Below are 19,457 nucleotides of genomic sequence, written 5' to 3'. Positions count from 1 at the left end.
TCTCGGAAGGACCACCCGTGCGCGCAGTGACCTGGCAGGGCAAGGAAGACATGCAGGTGACGGAGGTCCCCGACCCCCGCATCGAGGAGCCGACGGACGCGATCATCCGGATCACCTCCACCGGGCTGTGCGGCAGCGACCTGCACCTCTACACCGTGCTCGGTGCGTTCATGGACCGCGGCGACGTCGTCGGCCACGAGCCGATGGGCATCGTGGAGGAGGTCGGGGCCGAGGTCACCACGTTGAAGCCGGGCGACCGCGTCGTCGTCCCGTTCAACGTCTCGTGCGGCACCTGCTGGATGTGCTCGCGCAACCTGCACAGTCAGTGCGAGACCACCCAGAACCGCGACCAGGGCACGGGCGCGAGCCTGTTCGGCTACAGCAAGCTCTACGGCCAGGTGCCGGGCGGGCAGGCGGAGCTCCTCCGCGTCCCGTTCGCCGACCACCTGCCGGTCAAGGTGCCCCACGGGCCGCCGGACGACCGGTTCCTGTTCCTCTCCGACGTCGTGCCGACCGCCTGGCAGGGCCTGAAGTACGCCGAGATGCCCGACGACGGCACGCTCCTCGTCCTCGGCGCCGGACCGATCGGCGACATGGTCAGCCGCATGGCCGTCGCCCAGGGCCACCGGGTCATCGCCGTCGACCGGGTGCCCGAGCGGCTGGCCCGTGTCCACGGCGCAGGGGCCGAGACGATCGACCTCGACGCGCTCGACAAGGGCACGAGCGTGGCCGACGTGGTGCGCGACCACACGCAGGGCCGTGGCGCCGACGCCGTGGTCGACGCGGTCGGCATGGAGGCCCACGGCTCCGCGGCCGGCAACCTGCTGCACCAGGTGACCGGGCTCATGCCCGACGTCATCGCGCAGCCGATGCTCAAGAAGCTGGGCGTCGACCGGCTCGCCGCGCTGCTGACCGCCATCGACGCCGTGCGGCGAGGCGGCACGATCTCGGTCTCCGGCGTGTACGGCGGAGCGGTCGACCCGCTGCCGCTGTTCCAGATGTTCGACAAGCAGGTGCAGCTGCGGATGGGCCAGGCCAACGTGCGGTCGTGGAGCGACGAGCTGCTCCAGCGGCTGAGCGAGGGCGACGCGTGGGGCGTGGAGTCCTTCGCCACGCACCACCTGCCGCTCAGCGAGGCGCCCGAGGCCTACAAGAAGTTCCAGGAGAAGAGCGACGGCTACGTGAAGGTCGTCTTCCAGCCCTGAGCCGGCGTGCACTCGCGGGGTCGCCGCCGGTTGTCGCTCTCACCCACCGGGTTCTAGCCTGGGAGCGGTCGAGACGACGGCCTCCGGCCCCGCCCCTGGAAACGATGTGATGGCAACCCAGCACGACGCTGCCCTGCTCGCCCAGCTCGCCAGCCACCTGCGCGCCGGTGACGACGACCCGCCCCTCACCGCGCGCCGCGTCGCGGAGAGCGCGCTCGAGGTGGTGCCGGAGGCGGACCACGCGAGCATCACCGTGCGTCGTGGCCGGGGGAGGTTCATCTCGCTCGGCTCCACCTCGGAGCTGGCGGTCCGGGCCGACGAGGCGCAGTACGCCCTGCGGGAGGGACCCTGCGTCGACGCCATCGAGGAGGCCGACTTCTTCCGCAGCGGCGACATCGGCGCCGACGAGCGCTGGCCGGCCTGGGGGCCCGAGGCCGCCGCGCTGGGGCTGCGGTCGCTGCTCAGCGTCCAGCTCCTGACCCAGGGAGAGCCGATGGGGGCGCTCAACTTCTACGCCGAGCAGAAGGGCCGCTTCGCCGACCGCGACGTGGTCGACCTCGCCGCCCTCTACGCCACGCACGCGGCGCTGGCGCTCACCGCCGTCGAGCAGCTCAGCGGCCTCGAGACGGCGATGACCTCGCGCCACACCATCGGCCTGGCGCAGGGCATCTTCATGGAGCGCTACGGTCTCGGCCCCGACCAGGCCTTCGCCCTCCTCCAGCGGATGAGCTCGACGACCAACGTCAAGCTGCGCGACGTCGCCGCGGAGGTGGTCGCCGAGCGGGCCGACGCACCGCAGGAGGCCGGCCAGGCCTGACCGCCCCGCATGTGGGCGTGGCACGCACCTGCGGTTCAGCGCGCCTGGTGGATCCGCACCCATGTGCCTAGACTCGTCGGCATGCCGCACCTGAGGATCCGCGACGCCGCCACCTATCTCGGCGTCAGCGACGACACGGTCCGCCGCTGGGTCGACCGTGGGCTCCTCGCGGCGACGACCGACGAGGCGGGGCGCAAGGTGGTCGACGGCTACGAGGTCGCCCTCGTCGCCCGCCAGCACGCGACCACGCCCGGGCTGCCCAAGGGGATCGCCAGCTCGGCGCGCAACCGCTTCGTCGGCCTGGTCACCGACCTGCAGGTCGACGGGGTGATGGCCCAGGTCGAGCTGCAGTGCGGGCCGTTCCGCGTGGTCTCCCTGCTCAGCAGCGAGGCGGTCCGCGAGCTCGGGCTCGAGCGCGGGTCGGCGGCCGTGGCCTCGATCAAGTCCACCCACGTGGTCGTCGAGACCGCCGACGGGCGGCACGCGTGAGGGCGCTGGCCGGGGCGGCGGCCCTCGTCCTGCTCCTCACCGGCTGCGGGTCCGCGGGCGGCGACGCCGGCGGCGACCGGACCCTGACCGTCTACGCCGCCGCGTCGCTCAAGGGCGCCTTCGAGCAGCTGGGCAAGGACTTCGAGGGCGACCACGCCGGGGTCCGGGTGGCGTTCAGCTTCGCCGGCTCCTCCGACCTGGTCTCGCAGGTCCAGCAGGGCGCCGACGCCGACGTCCTCGCCTCCGCCGACGAGGCCACCATGGGCGAGCTCACCGGCGACCACCTGGTCGACGACCCGAGGATCTTCGCGACCAACACGCTCACCGCCGCGGTGCCGCCGGACAACCCCGCCGGCGTCGAGTCGCTGAAGGACCTCACGCGGGCCGGGGTCAGGCTGGTCACCTGCGCCCCCCAGGTGCCGTGCGGCTCCGCGGCGGCCAGGCTCGCCGAGGCGGCCGGAGTGAGGTTCGAGCCGGTCAGCGAGGAGCAGAGCGTCACCGACGTGCTCAACAAGGTGGTCTCCGGCGAGGCCGACGCGGGCCTGGTCTACGTCACCGACGCCGAGGGGGCGGGCGACAAGGTCGCCAGCATCGACCTGCCGGAGGCGCGCGACGTGGTCAACCGCTACCCGATCGCCACCGTCAAGGACAGCGAGGAGCAGCGGCTGGCGCAGGAGTTCGTCGACCTGGTCACCGGTCCCGACGGTCGGAAGGTGCTCGCAGGTGCGGGGTTCGGCAAGCCCTAGGCGCCCCGGGGTCGGCCTGCCCGCTTGGGCCTTCCTGCCGGCCGCAGCGGCCGCGGTCTTCATGCTGCTCCCGCTGGTCGCGATGACCTCCCGGGTGGACTGGGCGAGCTTCGGGTCGCTGGTCACCAGCCCGTCCTCCCGTGACGCGCTGTGGCTCTCGCTGCGCACGTGCACGGCGAGCACCGTCGTGTGCCTGGTCCTCGGCGTGCCGCTGGCCGTCGTCCTCGCCCGCACCGAGTTCGCCGGGCGCGACCTGCTCCGCGCCCTCGTGCTCGTGCCGCTCGTGCTCCCTCCGGTCGTCGGCGGCATCGCGCTGCTCTACACCTTCGGCCGACGGGGCCTGCTCGGACACTCGCTGGAGGTCGCGGGTCTCGAGATCGCCTTCTCCACCACCGCCGTCGTGCTCGCGCAGTCGTTCGTCGCCCTGCCGTTCCTGGTGATCTCGCTCGAGGGGGCGCTGCGCACCGCCGGCGACCGCTACGAGACCGTCGCCGCCACCCTCGGCGCCACGCCGACCACCGTCCTGCGACGGGTGACCCTCCCCCTCGTCCTGCCGGCGCTCACCTCCGGCACGGTCCTGTGCTTCGCCCGGGCCCTCGGGGAGTTCGGCGCCACGATCACCTTCGCCGGCAGCCTCCAGGGCGTGACCCGCACGCTGCCGCTGGAGATCTACCTCCAGCGCGAGACCGACCCCGACGCCGCGGTCGCGCTGTCGCTCGTGCTCGTCCTGGTCGCCGTCGTCGTGATCGGGTTCGCCCGGCGGGGGGCGAGGTCGCTGTGACCCCTGCTGCGGACCGGGACGACGCGCACCTGCGCGTGGCCGCCACCGTGCCCGAGCGCGGGCTCGACGCCGCGCTCGCGGTCGGCCGCGGCGAGACCCTCGCGCTGCTCGGGCCCAACGGCGCCGGCAAGTCCACGCTGCTCTCCCTGGTCGCCGGCCTGATCGCGCCGTACGACGGCCAGGTCACCCTCGGCCACCGCGTCCTCACCTCGGTGAGGTCCGGGACCACCCGCACCTGGGTCGCGCCCCACCGCCGTCGCGTCGGGCTGCTCGACCAGCGCGCGCTGCTCTTCCCCCACCTCAGCGTGGCCGACAACGTCGCCTTCGGCCCCCGCAGCGCGGGCGTGCGACCGGACGCGGCCCGGGCGACCGCGCGGCGATGGCTCGCCGCCGTGGGGCTCGAGGACCGGGCCGCCTCCCGCGCGACCGAGCTGAGCGGCGGCCAGGCGCAACGGGTCGCCGTCGCCCGGGCCCTGGCCGCCGACCCCGAGGTGCTGCTGCTCGACGAGCCGCTGGCCGCCCTCGACGTCGACGTCGCCCCCGCCCTGCGCCACCGCCTCCGCGAGGTCCTGGCCGAGCAGACCACCGTGCTCGCCACCCACGACGTGCTCGACGCCCTGCTGCTCGCCGACCGGGTGGCCGTGGTCGAGGACGGCCGGGTCGTCGAGGAGGGGCCCACCGCCGAGGTGCTGGCCCGTCCGCGCAGCGCCTTCGCGGCCCGGATCGCCGGGCTCAACCTGGTGCGGGGGACCTGGCGGGGCGACCGGCTCGTCACCGAGGAGGGCACCGAGGTGCACGGGCTCACCCACGGCGACGTCCCGTCGTACTCCTCGACCGCGACAGCGGTCTTCCGTCCCTCGGCGGTCGCGGTCTACCTCCACGACGTGTCTGGCTCCCCGCGCAACCACTTCCCCCTCGTGGTGCGGGCCCTGGAGCCGCGCGGCGACCTGGTCCGCGTGACCGGCGAGTCGGGCGGGCTCACCCTGGCCGCCGACGTCACGCCGCAGTCGGTCGCCGAGCTCGGCCTGGTGCCGGGGCTGCGGGTGAGCCTGACGGTCAAGGCGACCGAGGTGTCGGTCTACGGCGTGTGACCCCGCGATGATGGGTCCATGACGGACCGACCTCAGGCCGACTACCGCTTCACCCTGGCCAACGAGCGGACCTACCTCGCGTGGGTCCGCACGAGCCTCGCCTTCGTCGCGGGCGGCATCGCGGTCTCCGAGCTGGTCTCGGGCGACCGCGTCCTGCGCGAGGTCCTCGCGCTGCTGCTGGTGGCGTGCGGCGCCACCGGAGGGGTGCTGGCCTACCGGCGCTGGCGCGCGGCCGAGGCGGCGATGCGGGCCGGGGAGCCGCTGCCGACCTCCACGCTGCCGCGGGTCCTCGCCCTCCTGGTGGTCGTGGTCGCCGCGGTCACGGTCGTCCTGGTGCTCGGCGCGGTCGGTCGATGAGGCCCGGCGAGCCACCCGGTCTGCAGGCCGAGCGCACGTTCCTGGCCTGGCAGCGCACGGGTCTCGGGGTCCTCGGCACCGCCGCGCTGCTCGCGCACGCCGGTCCGAGCGTGGCGTGGATGGTCGCGCTGGTCCTGGGCGTCGCCCTGCTCGGCACCGCCGAGCGACGGCTCCGGCGGGTGACCGCCGGCGTCGAGGGTGGCGCGGTCGACCCTGCCCGGGGCCCGGCGCTCGGGCTGGTCCTGGGCCTGCTGGTCGTGGCCGCCCTCGCGACGGCGACCGTGCTGCGGGGCTGAGCCCGGCAGAGCCGGTGGGTCAGCGCACGACGACGGTCTCGTTGTCGCCGACCCCCGGCGGTCGGCGCAGCACCAGCGTCTTGGCCGCGCCGAGCACCCGGGAGACCGGGTCGGGCGCTTCCCACAGCTCGGCACCGGTCACCTCGACCCGCAGCAGCACGGCCTTGTCGTCCTCGGGCTCGCACTGCAGCCACGCCTCGGCGAACGGGTTCCACAGCTCCCGCTTGCGGGCCACGTCGGTGACGACCTCGGCCCGCCCGGTGGCCGAGACGTAGTCACCACCGTCGACGTAGACCAGCCCCACCTGCGGACTGCGGCGGATCTGCTCGACCTTGTCGGAGCCGTGCTCGGCGAACAGCCACACGACCCCGTCGTCGTCGGTCTCCTGCACGGCCATCGGGCGCGCGTGCGGCTCGGAGCCGCTGAGCGTGGTCAGCATGACCATCCGGATGCCGTCCACGGCCTCGACGAAGCGGTGCGGCCCGGTGCTCTCCCTCTCGATGTCTCCCATGGACGATCAGTCCCCGACCGCCCGGAGCACCAAACGCCGTACGCCGGCAGGGGCAGTCGGCAGGGGGCAGACTGTGCGCGTGGTGACCTTCGCCAGCCCGCAGGGCCGCTGGCTCCTGCTCGCCTCGATCCTGGGCTCGGGGCTGGCCGGCATCGACGCGACCGTGGTCAACGTGGCGCTGCCGGCGATCGGCCGGTCGTTCGACACCTCGTTCACGACGCTGCAGTGGACCGTCACCGCCTACGCCTTCACGCTCGCGGCGTTCATCCTCCTCGGGGGCGGCCTGGGCGACCGGTTCGGGCGACGGCGGGTGTTCGTCGTCGGCGTGGTGTGGTTCGCCCTGGCCTCGCTGCTGTGCGGGCTCGCCCCGTCGGCCGGCGTGCTGGTCGCCGCCCGCGCGCTGCAGGGGCTGGGGGCCGCCCTGCTCACCCCGGGCAGCCTGGCGATGCTCCAGGCGTCGTTCGTCCCCGAGGACCGCGCTCGCGCGATCGGCACCTGGTCGGGGCTCGGCGGCGTCGCGACCGCGGTCGGGCCGTTCCTCGGCGGCTGGCTGGTCGACGTCGCGTCGTGGCGCTGGGTGTTCCTGATCAACCTCCCGCTGGCCGCGGTCGTCGTGGCGGTCGCGGTCCGCCACGTCCCCGAGACCCGCGACCCCCGCGCCGCCCCGTCGCTCGACCCGTGGGGTGCGGTGCTCGGCGCCGTCGCGCTGGGCGGCCTGAGCTTCGGGCTGATCGAGGCCGGCTCGGGTGGCGCCCTCGCCCTGCCCGCCGGGGTCCTCGGCCTCGTCGCCGGCGTCGCCTTCGTCCTCGTGGAGCGCCGCTCGGCCCACCCGATGCTGCCGCCGGAGGTCTTCCGCTCCGCCCAGTTCACCGCCGCCAACGCGGTGACGTTCGTGGCCTACGCCGCGATCGGGGTCGCGTTCTTCCTGCTCGTCATCGACCTGCAGGTCGTCGCCGGCTACGGCCCGATCGCGGCCGGCACCTCGCTGCTGCCGATCACGCTGGTGATGCTGGCGCTGTCCTCGCGCTCGGGAGAGCTCGCCGCGCGCATCGGCCCCCGCCGGCAGATGGCCGTGGGCCCGCTCGTCTGCGCGCTCGGCTTCCTGCTCCTGCTGCGCGTGGACCGCGACACGTCCTACCTCCTCGACGTGGTGCCCGCCGTCCTCGTCATCGGGCTCGGCCTCGCCACGATGGTCGCCCCGCTCACCGCGACCGCTCTCGCCTCCGCCCCCGACGAGCACGCCGGCCTCGCGTCGGGGGTCAACAACGCGGTGGCCCGCACCGGCGGCCTCGTCGCCGTCGCCGGCATCCCGGCCCTGGCCGGGCTCGACGGCCGGGTGTACGACGACCCGGTCGCCTTCGCCGACGGGTTCGCCGTGGCCCTGTGGGTCAGCGCCGGGCTCATGGTCGTCGCCGGGGTCCTGGCCGCCCTGGGCATCCGCGACACGGTCCTCGAGACGGCCCCGGCGGAGGAGCCGGCCCCCAAGGAGCACCTCAGGCAGCTCAGCCACTGCGGCCTCGGCGCCCCGCCGCTGGCCACCTGCTGCGACGACGAGGGCCACACCGACTGCGAGCAGCACGCGCTCGCGCACGGGACGGGCTGACGGGGTTGCCCACCCCCGGGGCGGGTACTCCACGACCATGACGCACTCCACCGACAGTGAGCCCAGCGAGGTCACCGAGGCCGACGGGCCGCTCAACGGCGCCGACGCGGTCCCCGACAAGACCTCCGACACCCCCGCCAAGGGGGCGGAGTTCGCCGAGAAGAGCACGCCGTCGGACGACGACACCTCCGAGGTCCCGGGGGCCGGGGCCGACACCTCCGTCCGCGACCAGCACTGAGCCTGCTATCCATGGCTGCGTGACGGACGAGACCTCGCTGACGGGTCGCACCGCCCTGGTGACCGGGGCGAGCAGGCGACGTGGGATCGGCTTCGCCGTGGCGACACGGCTGGTGCGCAGGGGCGCGTCGGTGGTGCTGCACCACCACGCGCCGCACGACCAGGACGTCTACGGCGGGGTCGAGGACCTCGACGCCCTGCTGGAGGAGCTCCGCGCGCAGCTCGCACCGGGCGCGCAGGTCACGGCCGTCGCGGGCGACCTCGGCACGCCCGACGCCCCCCACGCGGTCGTGGCCGCCGCGCGCGGCGCGGTCGGCCACCTCGACGTCCTGGTGTGCAACCACGCCCGCTCCGGCGACGAGGTGTGGCTGCGCACCGCCACGGTGGAGGCCCTCGACCGGCACTGGGAGGTCAACACCCGCGGCACGCTCCTGCTCACCCAGGCGTTCGCGGCCCAGCACGACGGGCGACGCGGCGGGCGGGTCATCTGGATGACGTCGGGCCAGGGGCACGGCCCGATGTCGGACAACCTCGCCTACGCCGTCTCCAAGGCCGCCCTCGCCGGCGCGACCTGGTCGGTGGCCGACGAGCTGGTCGAGTCCGGGATCCTGCTCAACACGGTCAACCCGGGGCCGGTGAACAGCGGCTACCTCGACGAGGTCGAGGGCGAGCTCGCCCGGCGGTTCCCCACCGGTCGCGTCGGCCTGCCCGACGACCCCGCGCGGCTCATCGCGTGGCTGGTCTCCGACGAGGGCGAGTGGGTGGTCGGCCAGGTGCTCAGCACCGAGGGCGGCTTCCGGCGCTGAGCGCGGGCGCGTCAGGCCCGCCGGGTCAGCAGCTCGTCGAGGGTGAGGGGCGGGCGCCCGGTCAGCCGCTCGACGTCGCCGGACACCGTGGCCAGCTCTCCGGCCGCGATCGCGGTGTAGGTCGAGACCCACGCGTCCAGCTGCCAGTCGGGCGCGCCGTAGCGGCGGCGCGAGGCGTAGGCCTCCTCCACGGTCTCGTCGTGGAACCGCACCTCCCGGCCCAGGTGCCGCGCGAGGACGCCGGCGACCTCGGCGAAGGTCAGGGCCTCGCGCCCGGTCAGGTCGTACGTCGCCCCGGCGTGCGCGGCGGGGTCGTGCAGGACGGCGACGGCCGAGGCCGCGACGTCGTGGCGGGCCACCCCGGCGAGGGCGCCGGAGCCCGCGGGTCCCCGGACCACGCCGTCGTCGCCGACCAGCGACGCCAGGAAGTCGAGGTAGAGGCTGTCGCGCAGGAAGGTGAACCCGAGCCCGGCCTCGCGGATCATCAGCTCGGTCGCGTGGTGGTCCCGCGCGAGGGTGAAGGTCGCCTCCGGAGAGGCGTTGAGGAACGACGTGTAGACGACGTGCTCCACCCCGGCCCGCGCCGCGGCCTCGACGAACGACCGGTGCTCGGCCAGGCGGTCGGCCGACTCCGAGGCGGAGACCATGAACAGCACGCGGACGCCCTCGAGCGCCTCCCCCGGCTCGGCGTAGGTGCACCCGACGACGGCGGCCCCCTCGAGCGAGGGTGCCCTCGACGGCGACCGGACCAGCAGCCGCAGCGGCACGCCGCGGCCGGCCAGCGTCCGCGCGACCTCGCCGCCGACGGCGCCGGTCGAGCCGGTGACGGCGAGGGTCGGGAGGTCGGGGTGCGCACCGCTCATGCGGTCAGTCTCCGACGCCCCGGACGGTCAGGCCAGACCCCGGGTCGCGAAGCCCTCCAGGACCTGGCCGTCGGTGTCGAAGCGCGACCCGTGCAGCGGGCAGTCCCAGGACTGCTCCGCGGCGTTCCACGTGAGGATCCCGCCGAGGTGGGGGCAGATGCCCGACACCGAGCACAGCCGGCCGTCGACGTTGGCGGTGGCGACCACCTTGGCGCCCTCCCGGCGTACGACGCCCTGGCCCGGCTCGGGGTCGCCCTGGCCGTCGACCAGCGCCTGGGCCCAGCCGCGGGTCATGTGCCAGCCGACCTTCTGCTGCGCCATCGCCGCGTGGCCGAGGTCGCGCATTCCGGGGACGCGCCGGCGGAGCGTGCGGCGCCAGACGGCTCGGGCTCGCCCGTGACGGCGGCGAGCAGCGCGAGCGCCGAGGCCGGGCCGTTGGTGAAGCCCCACTTCTGGAAGCCGCTGGCCTGCCAGACCTCGGCGCCGCCGGGGAGCTTCTGGACGATCGGGAGCAGGTTCTCGGCCGTGTAGTCCTGCGCCGACCACTGGTGGGTCAGCGAGACCTCGCCCCAGTGCTCGCGGGTCCAGTCGACCAGCTGCTGCACGCGGCGGTCGGTGTGCCCGTCGCGGCCGACGTCGTGGCCGTTGCCGCCGACCAGCAGGAGACGTCCCTGCTCCGACGGCGTCCAGCGGATCGAGCGGCTCGGCTGGTCGGCGGAGAGGTACATCCCGTGCGGCACGGCCGCCTCGTCGGGCAGCGCGAACGACAGCGCGTAGGAGCGGGCGGCGACCACGCGTGCGAAGTGGCCGGCGCGGTCGAGCGTCGGGGCGCCGGTCGTCATCACGACCTTGTCGGCCCGCACGTCGCCGACCGTGGTGTGGACGACGGTCTCGGTCTTGCCGACCTTCACCACGCGCACGCCCTCCACGAGCCGGCCGCCCGCGTCCTCGAACGCCGAGGCCAGGGCCTCCAGCAGCTCCATCGGGTGCACCTGCAGCTGGCCGTCGAGCGCGATCGTGCCGGCGACGTCGTACGGCAGCTCGGTCCGGTCGGTCCACCGCATCGGCAGGCCCGCGCCCACGGCGGCGGCGTACTCCTGCTCCAGGCTGCGCAGGCCCTGGTCGGTGGTGGCGTAGGTGTAGGCGGTCTCGCGCTGGTAGGAGACGCCGAGCTCCTCCATCAGGCCGGTGAGCAGGTCGCGCCCGTCGGTGTTGGAGCGGACGTAGGCGTCGACGACCTCCTGGTCGTGGTGCCTGCGGATCCCGGAGAGCACGGTGCCCTGCAGCAGGCTGACCTTGGCGGTGCTGTTGCCGGTCGCGGCGGCGCCGATCGAGCGGGCCTCGAGCAGGAGCACCTCCAGCCCTGCGCGACGTGCGAGCAGGGCGGTGGTGAGCCCGGTGATGCCGGCGCCCACGACGACGAGGTCCGTGCGGTCCGGCAGCGGCTCGAGCGAGTGGGCGCGGTCGGCGCGGGGCTGGTGGGTGGCGTGCCACAACGAGGTCATGGCGGACACGTACCCACCGGTCCCCGGCAGCACCCGCCGGGACGGGGGTGACGCAGGTCGCGTGGCAGCGGGCGCCCGAGCTCACTAGCTTCACCCCCATGGGTGTCTGGACGTACGACGAGACCGCGGGCGACCTGCTCGTCCTCACCGGGGTGGAGGGCCCGGCCGCTCGGATGGGGCACGCGCTCACGCTGCGGTGGACGCGCTGGCGCGCCGAGGTGGAGCACGCCGAGGGCACCCCGACGTCGGTGCGCGTGACCGTCCCGGTCGACGGCGTCGAGGTGGTCCGGGGCGAGGGCGGGGTGAAGGGCCTGTCGGGTCCGGAGAAGGCGATCGTGCGCCGGCGCGCGCTCAAGGAGCTGGGCGCTGCCGAGCACCCGACCGTCGAGCTGCACTCCGAGGACGTCACGGCCGACCGGGACGGGTGGCGGGTCGCCGGGACGCTGCGGATCCGCGGCCGGTCGCGCCCGTTCACGCTGCGGCTGCGGGACGAGGGCGGCGTCCTGCGGGCCAAGGAGACGCTGCGACAGACCGACTTCGGCGTCACCCCGGTCCGCTTCCTGGGCGGGGCGTTCTCGGTGAGCGACGAGGTCCGCGTGCGGCTGGACGGGGTTGCCGTCCCGACCGAGGGGTACGCCGCGGACCGTCGCCGCTGACCTGCCTCAGCGGCGCCGGGCGGTGACGAGGAGGTAGTCCCACTCGGTGGCCAGCGTGCCGTCGTCGGCCACGTCGGAGGACGCCGCGAGGTCGACCAGGTCCTGGCGGAAGGCCTCGCGGGCGTCGGTGTCCAGCGTGAGCGCCGCCTGGTGCGTGGGGCCGTAGTCGTGCAGGAACAGGTCGGCGAAGTGCTCCGGGGAGTGGAACCGCTCGCGCACCGTGAGCACCCGCTCCTCCACGTCCTCCACGCGGTCGCCGAACATCTCCGCCGCGACGCCGGGTGCACCCCAGCGCGTCGGCGGCTGGGCGCCCGCCGGCGGCGGCACGTGCCCGGACACCACGCGCAGGAGCCGGCCGACGAAGCCGTCGGGCGTCCAGCTGGCCACCCCGATGCTCCCGCCCGGACGCGTCACGCGCACGAGCTCGTCGGCGCCCTGCTGGTGGTCGGCGACGAACATGACGCCGATCGAGGACAGGACGGTGTCGAAGGAGCCGTCGGGGTAGGGCAGCGCCTCGGCGTCGCCGACCTCGAAGTCGGCGTGCAGCCGCTCGGCGTGCGCCCGCTCCCGGGCCCGCTCGACCAGCGCCGGGACGTAGTCCACGCCGGTGACCTCGCAGAACCGTCGCGCCGCGGCCAGGGCGACGTGTCCCGTGCCGCACGCGACGTCGAGCACGCGGGTGCCCGGGGCGGGGTCGACCGCCTCCACGAGCTCCTGGGCCAGCGGCACCGTCAGGCGCGCGACGTTGGCGTAGTCGCCGCTGGTCCACGTGCGGTGCTGGACTCCCTTGAGTCCCTCGAAGCTGACGGTCACGGGGGACCTCCTGTGGGTCGGGGGCACCTCCATGCTGCTCCCCCGCCCCCCGGGCCGACAGGACCGTCGGTCCCGAAACAGACCGTCGGCCGTGCTGTCCGCGGCGCTCTCGGCGGGCTGTCGACGGGGCTGTCGGCGGGGCTGTCGGCGGGGCTGTCGGTGGGGCTGTCGGTGGGCTCGCCTAGCCTCCGGGGCATGGAGATCGCCGCCGCCCGCAGGCTCGCCCTCGAGCTGATGGCCGAGCACGGCCTGTCCGGCTGGCGGCTGCAGCTCGACAACGCCAAGCGGCGGGCCGGCATCTGCCGCTACTCCGACCGGGTCATCGGCCTGTCCAGGCCGCTCACCGCGCTGCACAGCGAGGACGAGGTGCGCGACACGGTGCTGCACGAGATCGCCCACGCCCTGGTGGGGCCCGGCACGGGCCACGGCCCTCGCTGGCGGGCGGTCGCCCGGCGCATCGGGTGCAGCGGCGAGCGGTGCGTCTCGGCCGACTCACCGCGCGTGACGGGTGCCTGGGTGGGGGTGTGCCCCCAGGGCCACACCGCCGACCGCCACCGGCGCCCCGAGCGCGTCCTGCTCTGCCGACCGTGCGCGTCGCGGCCCACGCTCGAGCGGGTCTTCGCGTGGACCCACCACGGCCGCCCCGTCGCGCCGGAGGTGCTCCACCCGACCTACGCCGTCGAGCTGGCCGCGCTGACCCGGGGCGCCCGGCTCCAGCGGCTGGGCCCGGGCATGCGGGCCCGGGTGGTCGCACCCGGCGTCCTGCAGGGACAGATCGGGCGCGTGGTCAAGGTCGGCCGCACGCGCTACCACCTGCGCGTGCCGTCGGGGGTCTACACCGTCCCCTTCGGGATGGTCGAGCCGGTCTGACCGGCTCGGTGGCGCTCAGAGCCGGGTCGGGTCGGCGTCCTCGTCGATGACGTGGACGGCGGCCTCCTCCGCGCTCGCGGCCGCGCCGTCGATGCCGTGGTCGTCGGCGACCAGCTCGGCGTCGACGTCCTCGTGCACGCCCTCGTCCGGGGCGGTCAGGCGCCCGGCGCGCTGGTCGCCGACGACCTCACCGGACTCCTGGTCGGGGATGCCGGCGTGGGCCTCGTCGTAGGGGTCGGGCTCCGGCTCCTCCTGGGCGAGGCGGTCCTCGAGGCTCTCGCCCTCGGCGAGCTCGCGTGCGGTGGTGCCGTGGGAGCGGCTGCCCTGCAGCTTCTCGGGCGGCGAGTAGCCCTCGTCGAGGACGTCGTCCACGCCCCGGTCGTCGAGGGTGTCGGCGGGCTGCAGCTGGTCTTCGCTCATGGCAGTGACGTGCCCGGTGGCTCGAGCACCCAAACGGTCAGCCCGCGCTGAACTCGTAGTCCTGCAAGGGGAAACGCCGGCTCGCCCACACCGACTCGATCGTCGTCGTGGGCCGCAGGGCGACGTCGCCGTGCTTGTCGAAGTAGTAGGAGTTGGCCCGCGTGCACGACTCCTGCCAGAACACCTGCCGGTCGCGCCGCCGCAGCATCTCGGCGAAGTAGCGCTGGTTGGCCTCCTCGGTCACCTCGACCCGGTCGGCGCCCACGCTCCGGGCACGGCGCAGGCAGCGGACGATGTGGTGCACCTGCGCCTCGATCAGCGCGAAGTAGGACGACCCGTTGTAGCCGTAGGGGCCGAAGACCGTGAAGAAGTTCGGGAAGCCCGGCACGGACACGCCCTGGTAGGCCTGGAGCCGGTGCTCGTCCCAGAACTCCGCGAGCGTGCCCTCACGCCCCACGAGCTCGAAGGTCGGAATGCTGTCGCCCTCCATCACCTGGAAGCCGGTCGCCAGGACGAGCACGTCGACCTCGTGCAGGATGCCGTCGGAGGTGCGGACCCCGGTCGGCGTGACCTCGAGGATCGGCGTGGTCTCCAGGTGCACGTGCGGCTGGTTGTAGGTCGCGAGGTAGCCGTTGTGGAAGCTCGGCCGCTTGCACCCGACGCCGTACGACGGGGTGAGCTTGCGGCGCGTCTCGCGGTCCTCGACCTGCTGGGCAAGGTAGCGCCGGCCGGCCTTCTCCATCTGCGTCGCCAGCGGGAACCACCGGTGGTAGTGCGCGGCGATCGGGAACGTCACCTCGACGAACCCCTGCGCGGCGAGCCGCACCGCGGCCTTGGCACCGGGCAGGCGCAGCCCGGCCCGCAGCGGCGCGGGCAGGGGCAGGTCGAGCTTGGGGAAGCACCAGATCGGGGTGCGCTGGAAGACGGTCAGCCCGGCGACGTGAGGGGCGATCTCGGGGATCACCTGCACCGCCGACGCGCCGGTCCCGATCACCGCGACGCGCTGGCCGGTCAGGTCGAGGTCGTGGTCCCAGCGGGCGGTGTGCACCGAGGTGCCCTCGAAGGTCTCGATGCCCGGGATGTCGGGCAGCCTGGGCGTGGTGAGCACGCCCGAGGCGTTGAGCAGGTGGCGCGCGGTCACCTGCGCCCCGCCGCGCAGGTCCAGCCGCCAGCAGGACCCGTCCTCGTCCCACGACGCGCGCTCCACCCGGGTGCGCAGCCGGATGCGGTCCCGCAGGCCGTAGCGATCGGCGAGGTCCTCGGCGTACTGCTTCAGCTCGCTGCCCGGGGCGTAGGTGCGCGACCAGTCGGAGCGCTGGGCGAAGGAGAACTGGTAGCTGAACGACGGGATGTCGACCGCGACGCCGGGATAGGTGTTCCAGTGCCAGGTGCCGCCGACCCCGTCGCCGTCCTCGAGGAGGACGAAGTCGTCGAAGCCCGACTCCCGGAGCTTGATGGCGGCGCCGAGGCCGGAGAAGCCGGCGCCGACGACGACCACGTCATGGTCGACAGGTGTGCTGGTGCGGGTCACGCGGGTAAGCCTCACCCATGCCACGCTCCATCGCCACCACCGATCGGGTCGAGCTCGACGAGCTGCTCGACTTCGCCCGGACCCGCCACCACTACGTCCTGGTCACCGAGCGCCAGGACGGCAGCCCCCAGCTGTCCCCCGTCAGCGGGGGCGTCGACGCCGGCGGGCGGCTGGTCATCGCGACCTACCCCGAGCGCGCCAAGACCAGGAACGCCCGTCGCTCCGGGCGCGCGACCGTGCTCGTGCTGTCCGACGAGTGGGACGACGCCTGGGTGCAGGTCGACGGTGACGCCGAGGTGCTCGACGCGGTCTCCGACGGCACCCCGGACGACACGGCGCTCGACGCGTTCGAGGAGTACTTCCGCTGCATCTCCGGCGAGCACCCCGACTGGGCGGAGTACCGCCAGGCGATGGTCGACCAGGGCAAGTCCCTGATCCGGGTCACCCCCACCCGCTGGGGCCCGATCGCCACGGGAGGCTTCCCGGCCCGCCTCGCCGACTGAGCCCGCCCCGCCCCGCCGCGCCCCGCCCCGCCGCGCGCACCGCCCCGCCGCGCGTACTCCGACGTACGCGCTGGACAAATCGGACATCAGCCACGCGTACGTCGGAGTACGCGGGGCCGGGATGGCTGGCAGGATCAGCCCATGCGCACCCCCGAGGCCCACGTCGAGATCGACGCCCCGATCGAGGTGGTGTGGTCGGTGATGACCGACACCGCGGCGTACGCCGAGTGGAACAGCTTCGTGCGCGAGGCGCAGTGCCCGAGTCCCCCGAGCGTGGGCGACCCGATCGTGCTGCACGTCGAGTTCACCCCCGGGGGGCGGCGGATCACCTCACCGGAGCGGATCAGCGCCGTGGAGCCCCCGGCCGGCGAGGGCACCCGGACCGCGCTGCTGTCCTACGTCTTCGAGGGCTGGCCGGCCCGCCTCGGGCTGGTGCGCGGGGTGCGTCACCAGCGGCTGACCCAGGAGCCGGGCGGCCCCACGCGCTACGACACCGTCGAGGAGTTCCGCGGGCCGCTGGTGCCGCTGGCCGGGCCGAAGCGGGTGCAAGCCGGGTTCGAGCGGCACGCCGCGGACCTCAAGCGGCGGGCGGAGTCGCTGGCGCGGTAGTGCGCCCGCACCACCCCACCGCCACGACCACCGTCCGCGACCGGGTCCTGGAGGAGCTCTTCCGCGCCACGGTGGCGCTGTGCCGCGGCGGCTCGACGCGCCTCACTCCTGACCCAGGCCTGCCCGCCTGGCGCGCTGCACGGCCTCGGTCCGGTCGCCGGCGTCCAGCTTGGTGAGGACCGACGAGACGTGGTTGCGCACCGTCTTGTCGGAGAGGAACAGCCGCTGGGCGATGCGGCGGTTGTCCCACCCGCGGGCGACCAGGTCGAGCACCTCGCGCTCACGCTCGCTCAGCTGGGGGAAGACCTCGCGTCCGGGCTGCGCGGCGAGCCCGGTGAAGAAGTCGCCGAGGCGGGCCGCGACGGTCGGGCTGAACACCGCTCCGCCCGCGGCGACCGTGGTGACGGCCTGGATCAGGTCGGTGCGGCCCGCGCCCTTGACGACGTAGCCGCGCGCGCCGTTGCGCATCGCGGCGACGACGGCGTCGTCCTCGGCCGACATCGTGATCACCAGGACGTGCAGGTCGGGGTGGGCGGCGAGCAGGTCACGGGTCGCGTCGATGCCGGAGCCGTCGGGCAGGTTGAGGTCCATCAGCACGACGTCGGGCCGGTGCTCGACGGCGAGCGCGCGGGCCTCGGCGACCGTGTGCGCCTCGGCCACGACCTCGAGGTCGGGGTGCGACGCGAGCGCGGCGCGGACCCCGTCGAGGAACAGCGGGTGGTCGTCGACCAGCAGCAGTCGGGTCATCGCGCGCCTCCGGGCGTCAAGGGCAGCCGCGCGGTGACGCGGGTGCCGGTGTGGTCGCTGCGGACCTCGAGCCGTCCGCCGATCTCCTCGGCCCGCAGCCGCATGGAGTCCAGCCCGAGGCCGCCGCCCGACGTCGCCGCACCCGTCAGGACGCCGTGCCCGTCGTCGGCGACGACCAGGTCCAGGGTGTCGCCCGCGGTCAGCCGCACGTCGACGCAGCGCGCGCCGGAGTGCCGGGCCGCGTTGGCCAGCGCCTCGGCGGCGATCCGGTGGACGGCCACCTCGACGGCCGGGGGCAGCCCCGCGAGGTCCTGGGGTACGTCGAGGCGCACGTCGAGCGCCGGCGTCCGGGTCCGCTCGGCGAGGGCGGCGAGGGTGCGGGCCAGCCCGAGGTCGTCGATGCCCGGGGGTCGCAGACCGTCGCAGAGGCTGCGCACCTCGGCCACGGCCTGGGTGACCGTGCCGGCGGCGCGGTCGAGCAGGTCGGAGGCGGTGGGCTGCTCCACGAGGTCGGCGGCCGTCTCGAGCTGGAGCCGCAGCCCGGCGAGGCTCGCGCCGAGGCCGTCGTGCAGGTCGCGGCGCAGCTGCCGGCGCTCGGTCTCACGGGCCGCGACGAGGAGCTCGCGGCTGCGCTGCAGCTCGTGGTGCAGGCGCAGCGCGGCGACGGCCGGGGCGACCTGGTCGGCGAGCCCCTGCAGCACCGAGCGGTCCGAGTCGGCGAGCTCCCGCTCCCCGGGACGGGCGGTCGCGACGAGGCGGGCGACCGTCTCGCCGTGGTGGCGCAGGTCGAACTCCTCGGTCGGGCCCGTCCCCTCACCGGCCACCGCCAGCGACAGGTCGTCGAGTCGCAGCTCGGCGCGGGGCAGCCGCAGCGCCTTCACGACGGTCCGGCAGACGGTGCCGGGGACGCGGTCGACGTCGAGCCCGACCCCGGCGAGTGCCTGCGACATGCGCGTGGCGACGACCCACGGCTCGGCGCGCTCGCCGTAGTACAGCCGGTCCACGCCTCGCGCCAGGCGCCGCCCGAGGGGCTGCACCAGGGCGCCGCTCGTCCCGGCGGCGAGCGCGGCGCTGACCGCCGAGGCGTGCCCGGGCAGGCCCTGGAGGACCGCGAACACCGTGAGGTAGGCCCCCGCGAGGCACACCGCGAGGCTGGCCAGGGCCAGCGCCCGGCAGACCGCGATGTCGAGCTCGTAGAGCCGGTGCCGGGTGACCGCGACGCCGATCGCGAGCGGCACCAGCGCGGCCGCGCCCGCCTGCAGCAGGACGTCGACCGGCGAGGGCAGGACGCCCTGCAGGGCGGTCACCACCGCCAGCGCCCCGGCGGCGACGAGCAGCACCACGACCTGCCGCCGCTCCAGGCCGCGCGTGCGCCGCAGCCGCACGCCGAGCGAGGCCAGCGAGGCCACCACGGTGGGCACGAGGACGAGGGCGCCGGCCGTGAAGGCCACGCGCGCCACGGGCTCGGCGGTGACCGGCCGCTCCAGGCGGATCCGCCCCTCGAAGGTCTCGGGGAACAGGCCCGCCCCGACGGCGAGCAGCAGCATGCCGACGACGGCGGCGACGGCGACCGCGCGCCACCGCCGCCCGGGCAGCAGGCCGGAGGGGTGGAGCAGCGGCACCAGCGTGAGCAGCGGCAGGAACCCCGGCACCCACAGGAACGACTGCAGCTGCACGGCCAGCCGCACCCAGCCGGTCTCCTGCGTCGCGCCCATCGCGACCGCCGTCGTCCAGGCGGTGAGCCCGGAGGCCGCGCCCGCGACGAGCAGGACCGTCGCGAGGGACCGGGCCCCGTCGTTCAGGCGGCCCGCGAGCAGCACGACCGCCGCGATGAGGGAGTAGCTCACGCCGACGGTCGCGTCGGTGAGGTTCTGGGCCGCCGGGGCGAGGTCCCACAGGTCGTGCGCGGCCATGAGCCCGACCCCGGCGAGGCCACCGACGGCCCCGCACGCCACCCCGGGCAGCAGGAGCCCGGCGGTGGCACGCAGGGTGGGCATGCGG

Annotated in this window: 24 protein-coding genes; 15 read left to right on the top strand and 9 right to left on the bottom strand. The window is 74.9% G+C overall.

Annotated features, from left to right (window positions below):
* Positions 1 to 17 precede the first annotated feature (17 nt).
* The 8 genes from J2S63_RS15060 (at position 18) to J2S63_RS15025 (ending at position 5,782) form a co-directional block, all read left to right on the top strand.
* Positions 18 to 1,205 (top strand): alcohol dehydrogenase catalytic domain-containing protein, encoded by a 1,188-nt coding sequence (locus J2S63_RS15060; protein WP_310303855.1) that lies wholly within the window; start codon positions 18 to 20, stop codon positions 1,203 to 1,205.
* Between the two features lie 109 nt (positions 1,206 to 1,314).
* The gene (locus J2S63_RS15055) at positions 1,315 to 2,022 is read left to right on the top strand and encodes a GAF and ANTAR domain-containing protein (RefSeq protein WP_310303853.1); all 708 of its coding nucleotides are present in this window, start codon (positions 1,315 to 1,317) and stop codon (positions 2,020 to 2,022) included.
* Between the two features lie 81 nt (positions 2,023 to 2,103).
* A complete protein-coding gene (locus J2S63_RS15050) occupies positions 2,104 to 2,511 on the top strand; it encodes a TOBE domain-containing protein (protein WP_310303851.1) in 408 nt (135 codons plus the stop codon).
* The gene (gene modA, locus J2S63_RS15045) at positions 2,508 to 3,257 is read left to right on the top strand and encodes a molybdate ABC transporter substrate-binding protein (protein WP_310303849.1); all 750 of its coding nucleotides are present in this window, start codon (positions 2,508 to 2,510) and stop codon (positions 3,255 to 3,257) included. The genes J2S63_RS15050 and modA overlap by 4 nt, the downstream gene beginning before the upstream one ends.
* On the top strand, positions 3,235 to 4,038 hold the full coding sequence (locus tag J2S63_RS15040; protein ID WP_310303847.1) for an ABC transporter permease: 804 nt from the start codon (positions 3,235 to 3,237) through the stop codon (positions 4,036 to 4,038). The genes modA and J2S63_RS15040 overlap by 23 nt, the downstream gene beginning before the upstream one ends.
* The gene (locus J2S63_RS15035) at positions 4,035 to 5,129 is read left to right on the top strand and encodes a sulfate/molybdate ABC transporter ATP-binding protein (RefSeq protein ID WP_310303844.1); all 1,095 of its coding nucleotides are present in this window, start codon (positions 4,035 to 4,037) and stop codon (positions 5,127 to 5,129) included. Before J2S63_RS15040 ends, J2S63_RS15035 begins: the two co-directional genes overlap by 4 nt.
* 18 nt (positions 5,130 to 5,147) lie before the next feature.
* The gene (locus J2S63_RS15030; RefSeq protein ID WP_310303842.1) at positions 5,148 to 5,486 is read left to right on the top strand and encodes a YidH family protein; all 339 of its coding nucleotides are present in this window, start codon (positions 5,148 to 5,150) and stop codon (positions 5,484 to 5,486) included.
* Positions 5,483 to 5,782 (top strand): DUF202 domain-containing protein, encoded by a 300-nt coding sequence (locus J2S63_RS15025; protein ID WP_310303839.1) that lies wholly within the window; start codon positions 5,483 to 5,485, stop codon positions 5,780 to 5,782. Before J2S63_RS15030 ends, J2S63_RS15025 begins: the two co-directional genes overlap by 4 nt.
* 19 nt (positions 5,783 to 5,801) lie before the next feature.
* Here J2S63_RS15025 and J2S63_RS15020 read toward each other — a convergent pair whose 3' ends face one another.
* Positions 5,802 to 6,293, bottom strand: a complete 492-nt coding sequence (locus J2S63_RS15020; protein ID WP_310303838.1) for a pyridoxamine 5'-phosphate oxidase family protein — start codon at positions 6,291 to 6,293, stop codon at positions 5,802 to 5,804.
* A 79-nt stretch (positions 6,294 to 6,372) separates the two neighbouring features.
* Between J2S63_RS15020 and J2S63_RS15015 the strand changes: the two genes are divergently transcribed.
* From J2S63_RS15015 to J2S63_RS15005, 3 genes are read left to right on the top strand one after another with little or no spacing between them, the layout of a single operon-like run.
* The gene (locus tag J2S63_RS15015) at positions 6,373 to 7,896 is read left to right on the top strand and encodes an MFS transporter (RefSeq protein WP_310303836.1); all 1,524 of its coding nucleotides are present in this window, start codon (positions 6,373 to 6,375) and stop codon (positions 7,894 to 7,896) included.
* Between the two features lie 37 nt (positions 7,897 to 7,933).
* Positions 7,934 to 8,134, top strand: a complete 201-nt coding sequence (locus J2S63_RS15010) for a hypothetical protein (protein WP_310303833.1) — start codon at positions 7,934 to 7,936, stop codon at positions 8,132 to 8,134.
* A gap of 19 nt (positions 8,135 to 8,153) precedes the next feature.
* Positions 8,154 to 8,939, top strand: a complete 786-nt coding sequence (locus J2S63_RS15005; RefSeq protein ID WP_310303830.1) for an SDR family oxidoreductase — start codon at positions 8,154 to 8,156, stop codon at positions 8,937 to 8,939.
* 11 nt (positions 8,940 to 8,950) lie between these two features.
* On the opposite strand, the gene J2S63_RS15000 is transcribed toward J2S63_RS15005, so the two are convergent.
* From J2S63_RS15000 to J2S63_RS14990, 3 genes are read right to left on the bottom strand one after another with little or no spacing between them, the layout of a single operon-like run.
* The gene (locus J2S63_RS15000) at positions 8,951 to 9,802 is read right to left on the bottom strand and encodes an SDR family oxidoreductase (RefSeq protein ID WP_310303828.1); all 852 of its coding nucleotides are present in this window, start codon (positions 9,800 to 9,802) and stop codon (positions 8,951 to 8,953) included.
* 27 nt (positions 9,803 to 9,829) lie between these two features.
* A complete protein-coding gene (locus J2S63_RS14995) occupies positions 9,830 to 10,123 on the bottom strand; it encodes a Rieske 2Fe-2S domain-containing protein (RefSeq protein WP_310303825.1) in 294 nt (97 codons plus the stop codon).
* Complete coding sequence (locus tag J2S63_RS14990; protein ID WP_310303820.1) at positions 10,093 to 11,307, bottom strand: NAD(P)/FAD-dependent oxidoreductase; 1,215 nt, start codon at positions 11,305 to 11,307, stop codon at positions 10,093 to 10,095. The genes J2S63_RS14995 and J2S63_RS14990 overlap by 31 nt, the downstream gene beginning before the upstream one ends.
* 98 nt (positions 11,308 to 11,405) lie before the next feature.
* Between J2S63_RS14990 and J2S63_RS14985 the strand changes: the two genes are divergently transcribed.
* A complete protein-coding gene (locus tag J2S63_RS14985) occupies positions 11,406 to 11,963 on the top strand; it encodes a YceI family protein (protein WP_310303818.1) in 558 nt (185 codons plus the stop codon).
* A 6-nt stretch (positions 11,964 to 11,969) separates the two neighbouring features.
* Here the strand turns inward: J2S63_RS14985 and J2S63_RS14980 are convergent, their stop codons facing one another.
* A complete protein-coding gene (locus tag J2S63_RS14980; protein ID WP_310303815.1) occupies positions 11,970 to 12,776 on the bottom strand; it encodes a class I SAM-dependent methyltransferase in 807 nt (268 codons plus the stop codon).
* Between the two features lie 195 nt (positions 12,777 to 12,971).
* Here J2S63_RS14980 and J2S63_RS14975 point away from each other — a divergent pair, with 195 nt between their 5' ends.
* Positions 12,972 to 13,646 carry a SprT family zinc-dependent metalloprotease gene (locus tag J2S63_RS14975; RefSeq protein ID WP_310303813.1) on the top strand — a complete coding sequence of 225 codons (675 nt, stop codon included), beginning with the start codon at positions 12,972 to 12,974 and terminating at the stop codon, positions 13,644 to 13,646.
* A gap of 15 nt (positions 13,647 to 13,661) precedes the next feature.
* Here the strand turns inward: J2S63_RS14975 and J2S63_RS14970 are convergent, their stop codons facing one another.
* Together J2S63_RS14970 and J2S63_RS14965 are read right to left on the bottom strand one after the other, a co-directional pair.
* Positions 13,662 to 14,066 (bottom strand): DUF5709 domain-containing protein, encoded by a 405-nt coding sequence (locus J2S63_RS14970; protein ID WP_310303811.1) that lies wholly within the window; start codon positions 14,064 to 14,066, stop codon positions 13,662 to 13,664.
* 37 nt (positions 14,067 to 14,103) lie between these two features.
* A complete protein-coding gene (locus J2S63_RS14965; RefSeq protein ID WP_310303809.1) occupies positions 14,104 to 15,597 on the bottom strand; it encodes a flavin-containing monooxygenase in 1,494 nt (497 codons plus the stop codon).
* A gap of 17 nt (positions 15,598 to 15,614) precedes the next feature.
* On the opposite strand from J2S63_RS14965, the gene J2S63_RS14960 reads away from it, so the two are divergent.
* Positions 15,615 to 16,100 carry a PPOX class F420-dependent oxidoreductase gene (locus J2S63_RS14960; protein WP_310303806.1) on the top strand — a complete coding sequence of 162 codons (486 nt, stop codon included), beginning with the start codon at positions 15,615 to 15,617 and terminating at the stop codon, positions 16,098 to 16,100.
* Positions 16,101 to 16,241: 141 nt separating this feature from the next.
* The gene (locus J2S63_RS14955; RefSeq protein ID WP_310303802.1) at positions 16,242 to 16,709 is read left to right on the top strand and encodes an SRPBCC domain-containing protein; all 468 of its coding nucleotides are present in this window, start codon (positions 16,242 to 16,244) and stop codon (positions 16,707 to 16,709) included.
* A gap of 102 nt (positions 16,710 to 16,811) precedes the next feature.
* On the opposite strand, the gene J2S63_RS14950 is transcribed toward J2S63_RS14955, so the two are convergent.
* Both J2S63_RS14950 and J2S63_RS14945 read right to left on the bottom strand, forming a co-directional pair.
* The gene (locus tag J2S63_RS14950) at positions 16,812 to 17,456 is read right to left on the bottom strand and encodes a response regulator (protein WP_310303800.1); all 645 of its coding nucleotides are present in this window, start codon (positions 17,454 to 17,456) and stop codon (positions 16,812 to 16,814) included.
* Positions 17,453 to 19,453 carry a histidine kinase gene (locus tag J2S63_RS14945; protein ID WP_310303798.1) on the bottom strand — a complete coding sequence of 667 codons (2,001 nt, stop codon included), beginning with the start codon at positions 19,451 to 19,453 and terminating at the stop codon, positions 17,453 to 17,455. Before J2S63_RS14945 ends, J2S63_RS14950 begins: the two co-directional genes overlap by 4 nt.
* Between the last annotated feature and the right edge of the window lie 4 nt (positions 19,454 to 19,457).

Source organism: Nocardioides marmoribigeumensis (assembly GCF_031458325.1).
Classification (GTDB): Bacteria; Actinomycetota; Actinomycetes; order Propionibacteriales; family Nocardioidaceae; genus Marmoricola_A; species Marmoricola_A marmoribigeumensis.
Note: the sequence above shows the minus strand (reverse complement) of the source record. Positions and strands in the feature narration are given on the sequence as shown.